This window comes from Pseudomonas sp. HMSC057H01 (assembly GCF_001836405.1).
In the GTDB taxonomy this organism is placed as follows: Bacteria; Pseudomonadota; Gammaproteobacteria; order Pseudomonadales; family Pseudomonadaceae; genus Pseudomonas; species Pseudomonas aeruginosa.
Window position 1 is genome coordinate 181,588 of sequence record NZ_KV828464.1, and the last position, 16,826, is coordinate 198,413.

Here is a 16,826-nt window from a genome sequence, read left to right on the forward strand (position 1 = left end):
TCACCTATGGCATCCGATTCTGGAAGCCTTTCCGCCCTGGAGCAAGCCATGCAAGACCTCGATCCCGTCGAAACCCAGGAATGGCTGGACGCCCTGGAGTCCGTACTCGACCGCGAAGGTGAAGACCGCGCTCATTACCTGATGACCCGCATGGGCGAGCTGGCCAGCCGTAGCGGCACCCAACTGCCCTACGCGATCACCACGCCCTACCGCAACACCATTCCGGTAACCCACGAAGCACGCATGCCCGGCGACCTGTTCATGGAGCGCCGGATCCGCTCCCTGGTGCGCTGGAACGCCCTGGCGATGGTGATGCGGGCGAACAAGCACGACCCGGACCTGGGCGGCCACATCTCCACCTTCGCCTCCTCGGCGACCCTCTACGACATCGGCTTCAACTATTTCTTCCAGGCTCCCACCGACGAACATGGCGGCGACCTGGTGTTCTTCCAGGGCCACGCGTCCCCCGGCGTCTACGCCCGCGCCTTCCTCGAAGGCCGCATCAGCGAGGAACAACTGGAGAACTTCCGCCAGGAAGTGGACGGCAACGGCCTGTCCTCCTATCCGCACCCCTGGCTGATGCCGGACTTCTGGCAGTTCCCCACCGTATCCATGGGCCTTGGCCCGATCCAGGCGATCTACCAGGCACGCTTCATGAAGTACCTGGAAAGCCGCGGCTTCATCCCCGCCGGCAAGCAGAAGGTCTGGTGCTTCATGGGCGACGGCGAGTGCGACGAGCCGGAATCCCTCGGCGCGATCTCCCTGGCCGGCCGCGAGAAACTCGACAACCTGATCTTCGTCATCAACTGCAACCTGCAGCGCCTCGACGGCCCGGTCCGCGGCAACGCCAAGATCATCCAGGAACTGGAAGGCGTGTTCCGCGGCGCCGAGTGGAACGTCAACAAGGTCATCTGGGGTCGCTTCTGGGACCCGCTGTTCGCCAAGGACACCGCCGGCCTGCTGCAGCAGCGCATGGACGAGGTCATCGACGGCGAATACCAGAACTACAAGGCGAAAGACGGCGCCTACGTCCGCGAGCACTTCTTCGGCGCGCGTCCGGAACTGCTGGAAATGGTCAAGGACCTTTCCGACGAGGAAATCTGGAAGCTCAACCGCGGCGGCCACGACCCCTACAAGGTCTATGCGGCCTACCACCAGGCGGTCAACCACAAGGGCCAGCCGACCGTCATCCTGGCCAAGACCATCAAGGGCTACGGCACCGGCAGCGGCGAAGCGAAGAACATCGCGCACAACGTGAAGAAGGTCGACGTCGACAGCCTGCGCGCGTTCCGCGACAAGTTCGACATCCCGGTCAAGGACGCCGACCTGGAGAAGCTGCCGTTCTACAAGCCTGAAGAAGGCAGCGCCGAGGCCAAGTACCTGGCCGAGCGCCGCGCCGCGCTGGGCGGCTTCATGCCGGTGCGCCGGCAGAAGAGCATGAGCGTGCCGGTTCCGCCGCTGGAAACCCTGAAGGCCATGCTCGACGGCTCCGGCGATCGCGAGATCTCCACCACCATGGCCTTCGTGCGGATCATCTCGCAGCTGGTCAAGGACAAGGAACTCGGCCCGCGCATCGTCCCGATCGTCCCGGACGAGGCCCGTACCTTCGGCATGGAAGGCATGTTCCGCCAGCTCGGCATCTACTCCTCGGTCGGCCAGCTCTACGAGCCGGTGGACAAGGACCAGGTGATGTTCTACCGCGAGGACAAGAAGGGCCAGATCCTCGAGGAAGGCATCAACGAGGCCGGCGCCATGTCCAGCTGGATTGCCGCCGGTACCTCCTACAGCACCCACAACCAGCCGATGCTGCCGTTCTACATCTTCTATTCGATGTTCGGCTTCCAGCGCATCGGCGACCTGGCCTGGGCCGCCGGCGACAGCCGCGCGCACGGCTTCCTGATCGGCGGCACCGCCGGTCGCACCACGCTGAACGGCGAAGGCCTGCAGCACGAGGACGGCCACAGCCACCTGCTGGCCTCGACCATCCCGAACTGCCGCACCTACGATCCGACCTACGCCTACGAACTGGCGGTGATCATCCGCGAAGGCTCGCGGCAGATGATCGAAGAGCAGCAGGACATCTTCTACTACATCACCGTGATGAACGAGAACTACGTCCAGCCGGCCATGCCGAAGGGCGCAGAGGAAGGCATCATCAAGGGCATGTACCTCCTCGAGGAGGACAAGAAGGAAGCCGCTCACCACGTGCAACTGCTGGGCTCCGGCACCATCCTGCGCGAAGTCGAGGAAGCGGCCAAGCTGCTGCGCAACGACTTCGGTATCGGCGCCGACGTCTGGAGCGTGCCGAGCTTCAACGAGCTGCGTCGCGACGGCCTTGCCGTCGAGCGCTGGAACCGCCTGCATCCGGGCCAGAAGCCGAAGCAGAGCTACGTCGAGGAGTGCCTGGGCGGCCGTCGCGGCCCGGTGATCGCCTCCACCGACTACATGAAGCTCTACGCCGAGCAGATCCGCCAGTGGGTTCCCTCCAAGGAGTACAAGGTGCTCGGCACCGACGGCTTCGGCCGCAGCGACAGCCGCAAGAAGCTGCGCAACTTCTTCGAAGTGGATCGTCACTGGGTGGTGCTGGCCGCGCTCGAAGCGCTGGCCGATCGCGGCGATATCGAGCCGAAAGTGGTGGCCGAGGCCATCGCCAAGTACGGTATCGATCCGGAGAAGCGCAACCCGCTGGATTGCTAATTCGCTCCATACTCCCCTCGGCAGCGAGGGGTTTCGAGCACGCCGGCGCCGCCAACGGGCGGCGCCGGCTCACAACGAACCAAGGACCAAAAGTCTTTGTTTTGCGCGCCGCACAGCGGTGGTGGCACGTAAAAGGAGAGGAATGTGAGCGAACTCATTCGCGTACCCGACATCGGCAACGGTGAGGGTGAAGTCATCGAGCTGCTGGTCAAGCCCGGCGACAAGGTCGAGGCCGATCAGAGCCTGCTGACCCTGGAATCCGACAAGGCCAGCATGGAAATCCCCAGTCCCAAGGCCGGGGTAGTGAAAAGCATCAAGGCGAAGGTCGGCGACACCTTGAAAGAAGGTGACGAAATCCTCGAGCTGGAAGTGGAAGGCGGCGAACAGCCTGCCGAAGCCAAGGCCGAGGCAGCGCCCGCCCAACCGGAAGCGCCGAAAGCCGAAGCGCCTGCTCCCGCCCCGAGCGAGAGCAAGCCGGCCGCCCCCGCCGCAGCCAGTGTCCAGGACATCAAGGTCCCGGACATCGGCTCGGCCGGCAAGGCCAACGTCATCGAAGTGATGGTCAAGGCTGGCGACACGGTCGAGGCCGACCAGTCGCTGATCACCCTGGAATCCGACAAGGCCAGCATGGAGATCCCTTCGCCGGCCTCCGGCGTGGTGGAAAGCGTCTCGATCAAGGTCGGTGACGAAGTCGGCACCGGCGACCTGATCCTCAAGCTGAAGGTGGAAGGCGCCGCTCCGGCAGCCGAAGAGCAGCCGGCAGCCGCTCCGGCCCAGGCCGCGGCGCCCGCCGCCGAGCAGAAGCCCGCCGCGGCGGCCCCTGCGCCAGCCAAGGCCGATACCCCGGCTCCGGTCGGCGCACCCAGCCGCGACGGCGCCAAGGTCCACGCCGGCCCGGCGGTGCGCATGCTGGCGCGCGAGTTCGGCGTCGAGCTGAGCGAAGTGAAAGCCAGCGGTCCCAAGGGCCGCATCCTCAAGGAAGACGTCCAGGTCTTCGTCAAGGAGCAACTGCAGCGCGCCAAGTCCGGCGGTGCCGGCGCCACCGGCGGAGCCGGCATCCCGCCGATCCCGGAAGTCGACTTCAGCAAGTTCGGCGAAGTGGAAGAAGTGGCGATGACCCGCCTGATGCAGGTCGGCGCCGCCAACCTGCATCGCAGCTGGCTGAACGTGCCGCACGTGACCCAGTTCGACCAGTCGGACATCACCGACATGGAAGCCTTCCGCGTTGCCCAGAAGGCCGCGGCGGAGAAGGCCGGGGTCAAGCTGACCGTACTGCCGATCCTGCTCAAGGCCTGCGCCCACCTGCTCAAGGAACTGCCGGACTTCAACAGTTCGCTGGCCCCCAGCGGCAAGGCGCTGATTCGCAAGAAGTACGTACACATCGGCTTCGCCGTGGACACTCCGGACGGCCTGCTGGTCCCGGTGATCCGCGATGTCGACCGGAAGAGCCTCCTGCAACTGGCCGCCGAGGCCGCCGAGCTGGCCGACAAGGCCCGCAACAAGAAGCTCTCGGCCGATGCCATGCAGGGCGCCTGCTTCACCATCTCCAGTCTCGGCCACATCGGCGGCACCGGCTTCACGCCGATCGTCAACGCGCCGGAAGTGGCGATCCTCGGTGTGTCCAAGGCGACCATGCAGCCGGTATGGGACGGCAAGGCCTTCCAGCCGCGCCTGATGCTGCCGCTGTCGCTGTCCTACGACCATCGCGTGATCAACGGCGCCGCCGCGGCGCGCTTCACCAAGCGCCTGGGCGAGCTGCTGGCGGACATCCGCACCCTGCTCCTGTAATACCTGCGCCGCTCCCCACGGAGCGGCCAGCCCCTCTCGCGAGCATGCCACGCTCGTCTCTCGGCCCCACCGGATGGTGGGGCTTTTTTTGCCTGCCTGACGGCTCGGCGAAACTGCGTCCCGTCATACCGCCAGCGAATGCCACAGGACCCGCAGGCGCGAGTTCGACGCGCACGATGACAGGCACTCGACGCCAACCCTCCCGGCGAAGCCAACCCTACGAAAAACAGGGCTTTTCCAGCGGCGCCGCAGACCTCCGACCGTCCAGCGGTTTTTTCCCGGATACGCTTAACTTGGGCCCTGCCGGGCCGATACAGAGTTACTTGTCAGACCAATCGGCATAATGCACCCTTTGCCTGCACCCCATCGAAACGGGTCGAGGCCTCCCCCTCGCTCAGTACCTGGAATCAGCCTCGCATGAAAAGTCATCCCGATGCCGCCAGCCGTTCGGCGGCCGAGGTTGTCACGCAGCTACCCGTGCCGTCGCGGCTCGGGCTGCTGCGTTTCGAGCGGCTGAACGAGCCGAGCTGGGCACTGCTGTTCCTCGATCCTGCCTGCGAGCGCCAGCTCGGGCTGCCGGCGACTACCCTCTGCGCACTGCTCGATGCGCCTTACGCCAGCCTGATGGAACCCGAGGCCCGCCACCGCCTGCACGAGCAGATCCAGCAGCAACTGGTGAAGCGCCCGCACTACCAGGTGAGCTACAAGCTGCACACACCCAACGGCGTGCTGACCATGCTGGAGTTCGGCGAAGCCTTCCAGCAGCATGGCCGCCAGTTGCTGCACGGCTACCTGATGGTCGAGGAGCGACAGGAGAGCGCCGAGCGCAGCGAACAGTTGCTCGACCTGGAATCGCAGAACCTGCGCCTGAAGGCGTCCCTGGACCTCTACCAGCGCTCCCAGGACGACCACCTGCAACACCTGCTGCGCTCGCGCACCCAGCAGAACCTGATCGTCCGCCTGGCCCGCCATCGCTACCTGTCCAGCGACCCGCTGCTGGAAGCCGCGCAACTGATCACCCAGGCCGCCTGCGAAGCCTACGGCACCGCGCGCGCCGGCATCTGGCGCCTGCTCGACGACCAGCGCCTGGAAGCGGTGACCGTCTACCGCCGCGACCTCGACCAGTACGAGAAGCCCCAGAGCATCGACGCCAGCCGCTACCCCGCCTACCTCGAGGCGGTACACAGCGGGCGCGCCATCGACGCCCACAACGCCCAGCGCGACCCACGCACCCAGGAACTCTACAAGGACTACCTGAAGCCGCTGGGCGTCAACGCCCTGCTCGACGCCACCATCCGCATCGGCGGCGAGGTGGTCGGCGTGCTGTGCCTGGAACACGCCGGCGAGAACCGCATGTGGCAGAGCGACGAGATCGCCTTCGCCGGGGAACTCGCCGACCAGTACGCGCAGGTCCTGATGAACCACGAGCGACGCAATGTCTCCAGCGCCCTGCACCTGTTCCAGCGCGCGGTGGAACAGAGCGCCAGCGCCTTCCTGCTGATCGACCGCGACGGCGTGGTGGAATACGTCAATCCGAGCTTCACCTCGATCACCCAGTACAGCGCCGACGAAGTGCGTAACCGACGCCTGTCCGAGCTTCCGGCGCTGGAGAACCTCAGCGAGCTGCTGTTCGACGCGCGTTCCGCGCTGACCCAGCAGAACAGCTGGCAGGGCGAGTTCCGCAGCCGCCGCAAGAACCACGAGCCTTACTGGGGCCAGTTGTCGCTGTCGAAGGTCTACGACGATCTCGGCGAGCTGACCCACTACATCGGCATCTACGAAGACATCACGCAGAACAAGCTGGCCCAGCAGCACATCGAGAAACTCGCCTACCGCGACAACCTCACCGGCCTGGCCAACCGGCACTATTTCATCGGCGCCCTCGAGGAACGCCTGGAAAGCAGCGGCGACCGCCCGCTCAGCCTGCTGCTGGTGGACATCGACAACTTCAAGCGGATCAATGACAGCCTCGGCCACCAGACCGGCGACAAGCTGCTGGTCAGCCTGGCCCGGCGCTTGCGCAGTTGCCTCGGCGACAGCGCCACCCTGGCGCGCTTCGCCAGCAACGAGTTCGCCGTGCTGCTCGACGACACCGCGGTGGAAAAGGGCGAAAGCATTGCCGCGCAGGTCCTGCACATGCTCGACAAGCCGCTGTTCGTCGACAACCAGTTGATCAACATCACCGGCTCCATCGGCCTGGCCAGCGCCCCGCAGCACGGCTGCGACCCGCAGACCCTGATGAAGTACGCCGGCCTGGCGCTGCACAAGGCCAAGGCCAACGGCAAGCACCAGGTCCAGGTGTTCACCGAGGCGCTGACCGCCGAGGCCAGCTACAAGCTGTTCGTCGAGAGCAACCTGCGCCGCGCCCTGGCGCAGAACGAACTGGCGGTGCACTACCAGCCCAAGCTGTGCCTGCGCAGCGGCCAGTTGCTCGGCCTGGAAGCCCTGCTGCGCTGGCAGCATCCGGAAAAAGGCATGATCCGCCCGGACCGCTTCATCAGCGTGGCCGAGGAAACCGGGCTGATCGTGCCGATCGGCAAGTGGGTGATCCGCGAAGCCTGTCGCCAGGCCCGCGAGCTGGCCGAGGCCGGGCTGGGCGAGCTGCAGATCGCCATCAACCTGTCGCCCAAGCAGTTCACCGACCCGGACCTGGTCGGCTCGATCGCGGCGATCCTCCACGAAGAGAACATTCCGGCCAGCCAGCTGGAACTGGAGCTCACCGAAAGCCTGCTGCTGGACGCCACCGACGATACCCGCCAGCAACTCGAACGCCTGAAGAGCCTCGGCCTGACCCTGGCGATGGACGACTTCGGCACCGGCTACTCGTCGCTGAGCTACCTGAAGAAATTCCCCATCGACGTGATCAAGATCGACCGCAGCTTCATCAAGGACATCCCGGACAGCCAGGACGACATGGAAATCACCTCGGCGGTGATCGCCATGGCCCACAACCTCAAGCTCAAGGTAGTCGCCGAAGGCGTGGAGAGCGCCGAGCAACTGGCCTTCCTCCGGCGCAACCGCTGCGACATCGGCCAGGGCTACCTGTTCGACCGGCCGATCCCCAGCGACCTGCTCAATACCAGCCTGCTGCGCTATCCCTGCCGCACCCTGCACTGATCGCCCCTGGCCTCCCCCGCCGGCGCGGAAAGGCTGTACTCTCTGTGCTCATCCGCGAGTCATTCGCCTACCCCCTGAGCAGGAGACGAGAGCCATGGTTCTGCGTTCTGAAATCCTCACCAAGAAAAGCGAGCTGCCCACGCCGGACCAGGCCCTGCCGGGTCGCGAAAGCGCCATGCCGGTGCCCGAAGCGCACTTCGTCAACGGCCGCCCGCTGACCGCGCCGTTCCCCGCCGGCCTGCAACAGGTGCTGTTCGGCATGGGCTGCTTCTGGGGCGCCGAGCGTCGCCTCTGGCAGCAACCGGGCGTCTGGGTGACCGCGGTGGGTTATGCCGGCGGCTACACGCCGAACCCGACCTACGACGAAGTCTGCTCCGGCCTGACCGGCCACAGCGAGGTCGTGCTGGTGGTCTACAACCCGCAGGAGACCAGCTTCGAACAGCTGCTCAAGGTATTCTGGGAAGCCCACGACCCGACCCAGGGCATGCGCCAGGGCGGCGACATCGGCACCCAGTACCGCTCGGTGATCTACACCTTCGACGCGGCCCAGAAGGCCGCGGCCATGGCCAGCCGGGAGAACTTCCAGGCCGAACTGGCGAAAGCCGGCTACGACCGCATCACCACCGAGATCGCCGACGTCCCGCCCTTCTACTACGCCGAGGCCTACCACCAGCAGTATCTGGCGAAGAACCCCAACGGCTACTGCGGCCTGGGCGGCACCGGGGTGTGCCTGCCGGCCTGACGACTATTCCGCCACCAGCCAGTCGAGACGCCAGCCGCCCTGGCTCTGGGCCATGACCTCGGCCAGCCAGGGCAGCAGGTCGCGCAGTTCGTCCTCCAGCGGCCACGGCGGATTGACGATGGCCAGCCCGGAGCCGTTGAAACGCTCGGCGTCGTCGATCGGATGCACGTGCAGCTCGGCACGCAGCAGCTTCGGCGCGACGCTACGTTCCAGGGCCTGGTAGAAACGCTTGAGCTGGCGCTCGTCCTTGATCGGATACCAGATCACCACCACCGTCTGGCGCATCCGCCCGATCGCCTCGTCGAGCGCAGCGACACAACGCTGCAATTCGTCGGCCTGCTCGAACGGCGGATCGATCAGCAGCACCGCGCGCTTTTCCGGCGCCGGCAGGAACGCCCGCGGCAGCAGCCAACCGTCGCCCTGGTGCACGGCGACCCGCCGTTCGCCAGCCATGTTGGCCTTGAGCAGGCGGCCGTCCTCGGGATGCAATTCGTTGAGCAGCACGCGGTCCTGGGCGCGGGTCAGGCGCCGCGCCAACTCCGGCGAGCCCGGGTAGTAGCGCAGGGAGCCGTCCGGATTCAGGTGACGGATCACGTCCAGGTAATCGTCCAGTTGCTCGGGCAGGCCTTCGCGCTCCCACAGACGGGCGATGCCCTGCTCCCACTCGCCGGTGCGGCTGGCCTCGTCACCCTGCAAGTCGTAGAGGCCGACCCCGGAATGGCTGTCCAGGTAGGCGTACGGCGTGTCCTTGCGCCCCAGCAGGGCGAAGATCCGCGCCAGCACCAGGTGCTTGAAGACATCGGCATGGTTGCCGGCGTGGTAAGCGTGACGATAGTTCATGATGACTGCTCCTTGGACAGCGCCAGGCAGCGCTGCTAGCCGGACCGCCCGGCCCCGGCGGATTCGCGCCGACCCCGCGTCGGCACAGGCCCTCGCCCATGGGCGAGGGGCGCGGATTCTACCAGCCTCCCGAGGCTTCGGCAGCGGTCTCGCCGTCGCAGGTTTGGCCCTTGTATCACGCATATCGATGTTGGTTGGCGACCTTCATTCACCAGCCTAGACTCGCTGGCACCCTGGCACCGCCTGCGACGGTCGATGCCTTCGCCGCGCCGCCCCACGATCCCCTTTCGCCGAGGTCGTCATGTCCGAAACCCTGCTCAGTTCCCGCAACCTGGCGTTCGAGCTGTACGAAGTCCTCGATGCCGAAGCCCTGACCCAGCGCCCGCGCTTCGCCGAACATAGCCGCGAAACCTTCGATGCCGCCCTCGGCACCGCGCGGAGCCTGGCGGAAAAGCTGTTCGCCCCGCACAACCGCAAGGGCGACGAACACGAGCCGCTCTATGAGAATGGCTCAGCCACGCTGATTCCGGAAGTGAAGCCGGCAGTGGATGCCTTCCTCGACGCCGGCTTCCTCAACGCCACCCGCAGCTTCGAGCAAGGCGGCATGCAGTTGCCGACCCTGCTGTCGCAGGCCTGCTTCGCCCACTTCCAGGCAGCCAACGTCGGTAGCTCGGCCTATCCGTTCCTGACCATGGGCGCCGCCAACCTGATCGAGAGCTTCGGCAGCGAGGAGCAGAAGCAGCGCTTCCTGCAACCGATGATCGAGGGCCGCTTCTTCGGCACCATGGCCCTCACCGAACCGCACGCCGGCTCCTCCCTCTCCGACATCCGCACCCGCGCCGAACCGGCTGCCGACGGCAGCTATCGGATCAAGGGCAACAAGATCTTCATCTCCGGCGGCGACCACCCGCTCTCCGAGAACATCGTGCATATGGTCCTGGCCAAGCTGCCGGATGCACCGCCGGGGGTGAAAGGCATCTCGCTGTTCATCGTGCCGAAGTTCCTGGTCAACGCCGACGGCAGCCTAGGGCCGCGCAACGACGTGATCCTCGCCGGCCTGTTCCACAAGATGGGTTATCGCGGCACCACCTCCACCGCGCTGAACTTCGGCGACAACGGCGCCTGCGTCGGCTACCTGGTGGGCAAGCCGCACCACGGCCTGGCCTACATGTTCCAGATGATGAACGAGGCGCGCATCGGCGTCGGCATGGGCGCGGTGATGCTTGGCTATGCCGGTTACCTCTATTCGCTGGAGTACGCCCGCGAACGCCCGCAGGGCCGCCTGCCGGACGGCAAGGACCCGAGCGCGCCACAGGTGGCAATCATCCGCCACGCCGACGTGCGGCGCATGCTGCTGACCCAGAAGGCCTATGTCGAAGGCGCCTTCGACCTGGGCCTGTACGCCGCGCGCCTGTTCGACGACAGCCAGACCCTGGAGGACGACGAACAGCGCCGCCAGGCCCACGAACTGCTCGACCTGCTGACCCCGATCGTCAAGTCCTGGCCCTCGGAGTTCTGCCTGAAGGCCAACGAGCTGGCGATCCAGATCCTCGGCGGCCACGGCTACACCCGCGAATACCCGGTGGAACAGTACTACCGCGACAATCGCCTGAACCCGATCCACGAAGGCACCCACGGCATCCAGTCCCTCGACCTGCTGGGACGCAAGGTCGGGCAGAACAACGGCGCCGGCCTGCGCCAGCTGACCCGCCTGATCCAGGACGCCTGCCGGCGCGCCGAAGCCCATCCATCCCTGGCCGCCCTGCGCCAGCCGCTGGAACGGCTGGTGGCGCGGCTGTCCGAAGTGACCCTGGCACTGCTCGGCGACCTGATGCAGGGCCAGGTCAACCAGGGCCTGGCCAACTCGGCGCTGTACCTGAAGGTGTTCGGCCATGCGGTGATCGGCTGGCGCTGGCTGGAGCAGGCGATCCGCGCCGAGGAAGGGCTGGCTCGCGGCGACTGCGCCGACGCCGACTTCTATCGCGGCAAGTTGCAGGCCGCTCGCTACTTCCTGACCTGGGAAGTGCCTGGCTGCCACCACGAACTGGCGCTGCTGGAGGCCCGCGACGACGTGTGTTCGAGCATGCAGGAAGAATGGTTCTGATCCTGCCTGCCCTTTCCCGCCCCGGTCACGTCCGGGGCTTTTTTATGTCCGGGCATGAACGCCGGGTTGCCGTTGCCTGGCGGCCACGCCAGCGAGTTCGCGCGCACTCGCCCGGACAACGCGAAAGCCTCGGAATTCCTTCGAAAAAAACCGCCGACGCCCCTTTACAGTCCGCCAAATCCGCAGGTTAGAATCACTTGGCATGCGGCCTGCATCCTGTCTACGTAATTCCCCTACGTAAAACCGACCCGTAGCGTCGCCTTCCCCCTGTCCCGCCGCGAGGAGGCCGACCTTGGACGCCGTCACCGTCAATAATTTCTTCCTGATCGGGGCGGTGCTGGTCGGCATGAGCATCCTCGTCAGCTCGCTGTCCTCCCGCCTGGGCATCCCGATCCTGGTGATCTTCCTCGCCGTCGGCATGATCGCCGGCAACGATGGGGTCGGCGGCATCGTCTTCGACAACTATCCGGTGGCCTACCTGGTGGGCAACCTGGCGCTCGCCGTGATCCTCCTCGACGGCGGCCTGCGCACCCGCGTCTCCAGCTTCCGCGTGGCGCTCTGGCCGGCATTGTCGCTGGCCACCCTGGGCGTGTTGGTGACCACCGGCCTGACCGGCATCGCGGCGGCCTGGCTGTTCGACCTGCACTGGATGGAAGGCCTGCTGATCGGCGCCATCGTCGGCTCCACCGACGCCGCCGCGGTGTTCTCCCTGCTCGGCGGCAAAGGTCTCAACGAGCGGGTCACCGCGACCCTGGAGATCGAATCGGGCAGCAACGACCCGATGGCGGTATTCCTCACCGTGACCCTGATCGAGATGCTCGCCAGCGGCCAGACCGGCCTCAGCTGGGGCTTCGTCCTGCACCTGGTGCAGCAGTTCGGTCTCGGCGCCCTGCTCGGTCTCGGCGGCGGCTGGTTGCTGCTGCAACTGATCAACCGCATGCACCTGGCCGGCGGCCTCTACCCGCTGCTGGTGATCAGCGGCGGCCTGCTGGTGTTCGCCCTGGCCAACGCCGTCGGCGGCAGCGGCATCCTGGCCATCTACCTGTGCGGCCTGCTCCTCGGCAACCGCCCGATCCGCAGCCGCCACGGCATCCTGCACATGCTCGACGGCATGGCCTGGCTGGCGCAGATCGGCATGTTCCTGGTCCTCGGCCTGCTGGTCACCCCCCACGACCTGTGGCCGATCGCCCTGCCGGCGCTGGCCCTGGCGCTGTGGATGATCCTGGTGGCGCGGCCGCTGTCGGTGCTGATCGGACTGATCCCGTTCCGCGCCTTCCACGACCGCGAGAAGGCCTTCATCGCCTGGGTCGGCCTGCGCGGCGCGGTGCCGATCATCCTCGCGGTGTTCCCGCTGATGGCCGGCCTGCCGAACGCCCAGCTGTTCTTCAACGTGGCCTTCTTCATCGTCCTGGTCTCGCTGCTGGTGCAGGGCACCAGCCTGCCCTGGGCGGCCAGGCTGCTGCGGGTGGTGGTGCCGCCGGACCCGGCACCGATATCCCGCGCCGGCCTGGAGATCCACCCGACCAGCGAGTGGGAGCTGTTCGTCTACCACCTGAACAAGGAAAAGTGGTGCATCGGCGCCGCCCTGCGCGAGCTGAAGATGCCCGGCGGGACCCGGATCGCCGCGCTGTTCCGCGGCACCGAACTGCTCCACCCGTCGGGCAGCACCATCCTCGAGGCCGACGACATCCTCTGCGTGATCGGCCACGAACACGACCTGCCGGCCCTCGGCAAGCTGTTCAGCCAGGCGCCCGACCGCGGCCTCGGCGCGCGCTTCTTCGGCGACTTCGTGCTGGAAGGCGATGCCCAGCTGTCGGCGGTGGCCTCGCTCTACGGCCTGAAGCTCGACGGCATCGACGGCGAGCAAGCGCTGGGCCGCTTCATCGCCCACGAGATCGGCGGCGAAGCGGTGATCGGCGACCAGGTGGAGTGGAACGGCCTGACCTGGACCGTGGCCGCCCTGGAAGGCAACCGTATCCGCAAGGTCGGCGTGAAGTTTCCGGAAGGCCGCCCAGGGCCCGGACTTTTCCTCTGATTTCCTGTCGAATCCCCGTTCCGTGACGCCTTGCGGCGTCCCGGAGCCACCACTAACCTGCATTCACCCTTCTTCGAGTCTCTTCTCGACCATGCCTGCCCTCCGCTCCCTGATCGCTACTCTTTTCCTCGGCCTCTGCCTTGCCAGTCCGCCGCTCCTCGCCCAGTCCGAGCCGCCCTCGGCCGAAGCCGTCCAGCAAAGCCTCGACAAGCTGGCCGAACGCAAGCTCGCCGAAGCCGACCAGAAGGTCGTCAAGGCCAGACTCGAACAGACCCTCAAGTTCCTCGCCGCGCGCGACGAAGCGCTGCAGAGCCTGGAAGACCTGAAAAAGCGTCTGAGCGACGCGCCCCGGCAGATCGAGGATAACCAGCGCGAACTGGAGCGCCTGAAGAAGACCCGCGAACGCCCGGTCAGCGAGCGCTACAGCGGCGAGAGCGTGGCCCGCCTGGAGATGCTGCTCAACGACCGCACCACCCAGCAGGCCGAGTGGCAGAAGGCCCTGGGCGAGGCCAACAGCCTGTCGATCACCGCCGAGACCCGCCCGGAACGAGCCCAGGCCGGCATCAGCAGCATGCAGGCACGAATCCTGGAGATCGGCTCGCTGCTCAAGGCCGGCAAGGAAAGCGGCAAGGCGATCAACGCCGACCGTCGCGGCGAGCTGCTCGCCGAGCAGGCCGCGCTGACCGTGCAGAGCCAGCTGTTGCGCCAGGAACTGGCCGGCAACAACCTGCTGCAGGACCTCGGCAAGAGCCAGCACGATCTGCTCACCGAGAAGATCTCGCGCCTGGAAAAGGAAACCCTCGACCTGCAGGCGCTAATCAGCGAGAAGCGCCGCGAGCAGTCGGAAAAGACCGTCGCCGAGCTGTCCAAGGAAGGCGCCCAGGGGGCCGGCACCGACAGCCTGCTGAGCCAGGAGAACGCCAAGAATCTGCGTCTCTCCGACTACCTGCTGCGCGCCACCGACCGCCTCAACGTGCTCACCCGGCGCAACCTCGAGACCAAGCAGCAACTGGACAACCTGACCCAGTCCAACCAGGCCCTCGAGGAACAGATCAACGTCCTGCGCGGCAGCCTGCTGCTGTCGCGCATCCTCTACAAGCAGAAACAGGCGCTGCCGAAGATCAAGACCGACCAGAGCCTGGCCGACGAGATCGCCGACCTGCGCCTCGGCCAGTTCGAACTGAACCAGGAACGCGACAAGCTGGCGACCCCGCAGCAATACCTGGACGACCTGCTCGCCCAGCAGCCCAGCGAGCAGGTCACGCCGGAACTGCGCAAGGATCTCGACACCCTGCTGGCAACCCGTTCCGAGCTGCTCGAACGGCTCAACCACGAACTCAACGCGCTGCTCAACGAAGCGATCACCTTGCAGTTGAACCAGAAGCAACTGCTTTCCACCAGCGAGAGCCTGCGCACCACCCTCGACGAGCAGATGTTCTGGATTCCCAGCAACCAGCCGCTCGACCTGTCCTGGTTCAAGATGACCCCGACCCTGCTGAAGAACCAGCTCACCGAGATCCCCTGGGGCTCCGGGGTGCGTGAACTGGGCGAAGGCCTGGTCGATCGGCCGCTGCTGTTCCTGCCGCTGTTCCTGCTGATCGCCGCTCTGCTGTGGAAACGCCGCTACCTGTACGACAAGCTGGCGGAGCTGAACGACGACATCGGCCACTTCAAGCGCGACAGCCAGCTGCATACCCCGCTGGCGATCCTGATCACCATCCTCCTCGCCCTGCCCGGCACCCTGACCTTCGCCGTCGCCGGCCTGGCCCTGCTGCTGGACGCCCGCGGCCAGAACGCCACCCTCGGCAGCGCCCTGCTGGAAATGGCCCAGGTCTGGCTGCTGTTCTACACCGCCCATCGCATCCTCACCCCGGGCGGCATCGCCGAGCGGCATTTCCACTGGAGCCGCGAACAGGTCGGCTTCCTCGACCGGCACCTGGTCCGCCTCGGCGTTGTGGTCCTGGCGCTGGTCGGCGTGGTGACGGTGGCCGAGCACCAGCCGGCGAGCCTGGCCGACGACGTGATCGGCATCGCCGTGGTCCTGCTCGGCTACGCGGCCATGGCCTGGCTGCTCAGCCGCCTGCTGTTCAGCAGCCCCGGCGACGAGCGTCCGTCGCTGATCAAGATGATCGTCGGCCTCCTCTTCACCGCGCTGCCGCTGGTGCTCTTCGTCGCGGTCTGCTTCGGCTACTACTACACCTCGCTGAAGCTCACCGACCGTCTCATCGATACCCTCTACCTGCTGCTGCTCTGGTTCGTCATCGAAGCCGCCTTCGTCCGCGGCCTGGGCGTGGCGGCCCGGCGCCTGGCCTACGCCCGGGCCCTGGCGAAACGGCAGAACGCGGCGAAGGAAGGCGTCGACGGCGAGACCAACGTCGAGGAGCCGACCCTCGGCATCGAGCAGATCAACCAGCAATCGCTGCGGCTGATCCGCCTGGCCCTGCTGATCGGCTTCATCGTCTGCCTGTACTGGGTCTGGGCCGACCTGATCAGCGTGATCTCCTACCTCGACAACGTCACCCTGTACCAGTACACCGCCGGCACCGGCGAAGCGGCCACCAGCGTGCCGATCAGCCTGCGCGACTTCCTCGCGGCGCTGGCCATCGCGGTGGTCACCGTGGCCCTGGCGCGCAACCTGCCCGGCCTGCTGGAGGTATTGGTGCTACAGCGCCTGACCCTGGCCCAGGGCAGCGCCTACGCCACCACCACCCTGCTTTCCTATGCCATCAGCGGCATCGGCATCGTCAGCGCCCTGTCCACCCTCGGGGTCAGCTGGGACAAGCTGCAATGGCTGGTGGCGGCGCTCTCGGTAGGCCTCGGCTTCGGCCTGCAGGCGATCTTCTCCAACTTCGTCTCCGGCCTGATCATCCTTTTCGAGCGTCCGGTGCGAATCGGCGACGTGGTGACCATCGGCAACCTGTCCGGCACGGTCAGTCGGATCCGCATCCGCGCCACCACCATCACCGATTTCGACCGCAAGGAGATCATCGTCCCGAACCAGACCTTCATCACCGGGCAACTGGTGAACTGGTCGCTGAGCGATACCGTGACCCGGGTCACCATCAAGATCGGCCTGGCCTACGAGACCGACCTGCCGCTGGCGCGCAAGCTGATGATGCAGGCGGTCAAGGAAAACCCGCGGGTACTGCGCGACCCGGAGCCGCTGCTGTACTTCCTGACCATCAGCGCCAGTACCTTCGACTACGAGCTGCGCTTCCACGTCCGCGAACTGGGCGACCGCAACCCCTCCACCGACGAGATCCTGACGAAGATCGCCACCAGCTTCCGCGAACACAAGATCGACATGGCTTTCAACCAGGTCGATGTGTTCGTCAAGAACCTCCAGGGCCAGCAGGTCCAGCTGTTCGTCGGCGAGCCGCAGCACAGCGGCGTCGGCAATCCGCCCGCGCTCAAGGGCCAGGACGGTCCCGCCGAACCGACCCGCTGAACCTCCGGGCCTGGACGCCCTCCGGCAATTCCCAGCACAATGCTCGGGAATTGCC

The 16,826-nt window shown here is 66.3% G+C and carries 8 protein-coding genes; 7 read left to right on the forward strand and 1 reads right to left on the reverse strand.

The window, feature by feature from the left end; genetic code table 11:
- Positions 1-48 precede the first annotated feature (48 nt).
- From aceE to msrA, 4 genes are all read left to right on the forward strand, one after another.
- Positions 49-2,697: a pyruvate dehydrogenase (acetyl-transferring), homodimeric type gene (gene aceE / locus HMPREF2581_RS15020; protein ID WP_003114556.1), complete on the forward strand. Its 2,649-nt coding sequence runs from the start codon at positions 49-51 to the stop codon at positions 2,695-2,697.
- Between the two features lie 144 nt (positions 2,698-2,841).
- On the forward strand, positions 2,842-4,485 hold the full coding sequence (gene aceF, locus HMPREF2581_RS15025; protein WP_003125595.1) for a dihydrolipoyllysine-residue acetyltransferase: 1,644 nt from the start codon (positions 2,842-2,844) through the stop codon (positions 4,483-4,485).
- Between the two features lie 417 nt (positions 4,486-4,902).
- A complete protein-coding gene (dipA, locus tag HMPREF2581_RS15030; protein WP_003141759.1) occupies positions 4,903-7,602 on the forward strand; it encodes a phosphodiesterase DipA in 2,700 nt (899 codons plus the stop codon).
- A gap of 94 nt (positions 7,603-7,696) precedes the next feature.
- Positions 7,697-8,344 (forward strand): peptide-methionine (S)-S-oxide reductase MsrA, encoded by a 648-nt coding sequence (gene msrA, locus HMPREF2581_RS15035; protein ID WP_003141761.1) that lies wholly within the window; start codon positions 7,697-7,699, stop codon positions 8,342-8,344.
- A gap of 3 nt (positions 8,345-8,347) precedes the next feature.
- Here msrA and HMPREF2581_RS15040 read toward each other — a convergent pair whose 3' ends face one another.
- Complete coding sequence (locus HMPREF2581_RS15040) at positions 8,348-9,184, reverse strand: 23S rRNA (adenine(2030)-N(6))-methyltransferase RlmJ (protein ID WP_003095790.1); 837 nt, start codon at positions 9,182-9,184, stop codon at positions 8,348-8,350.
- 301 nt (positions 9,185-9,485) lie between these two features.
- On the opposite strand from HMPREF2581_RS15040, the gene HMPREF2581_RS15045 reads away from it, so the two are divergent.
- The 3 genes from HMPREF2581_RS15045 to mscK all read left to right on the forward strand — a co-directional run bounded on the left by HMPREF2581_RS15045 (position 9,486) and on the right by mscK (position 16,771).
- A complete protein-coding gene (locus HMPREF2581_RS15045) occupies positions 9,486-11,288 on the forward strand; it encodes an acyl-CoA dehydrogenase (protein WP_003095792.1) in 1,803 nt (600 codons plus the stop codon).
- Positions 11,289-11,580: 292 nt separating this feature from the next.
- A complete protein-coding gene (locus HMPREF2581_RS15050) occupies positions 11,581-13,323 on the forward strand; it encodes a potassium/proton antiporter (protein WP_003095795.1) in 1,743 nt (580 codons plus the stop codon).
- A 91-nt stretch (positions 13,324-13,414) separates the two neighbouring features.
- Entirely contained in the window at positions 13,415-16,771 is a 3,357-nt protein-coding gene (gene mscK / locus HMPREF2581_RS15055) for a mechanosensitive channel MscK (protein WP_003095799.1), read from the forward strand.
- Positions 16,772-16,826 lie beyond the last annotated feature (55 nt).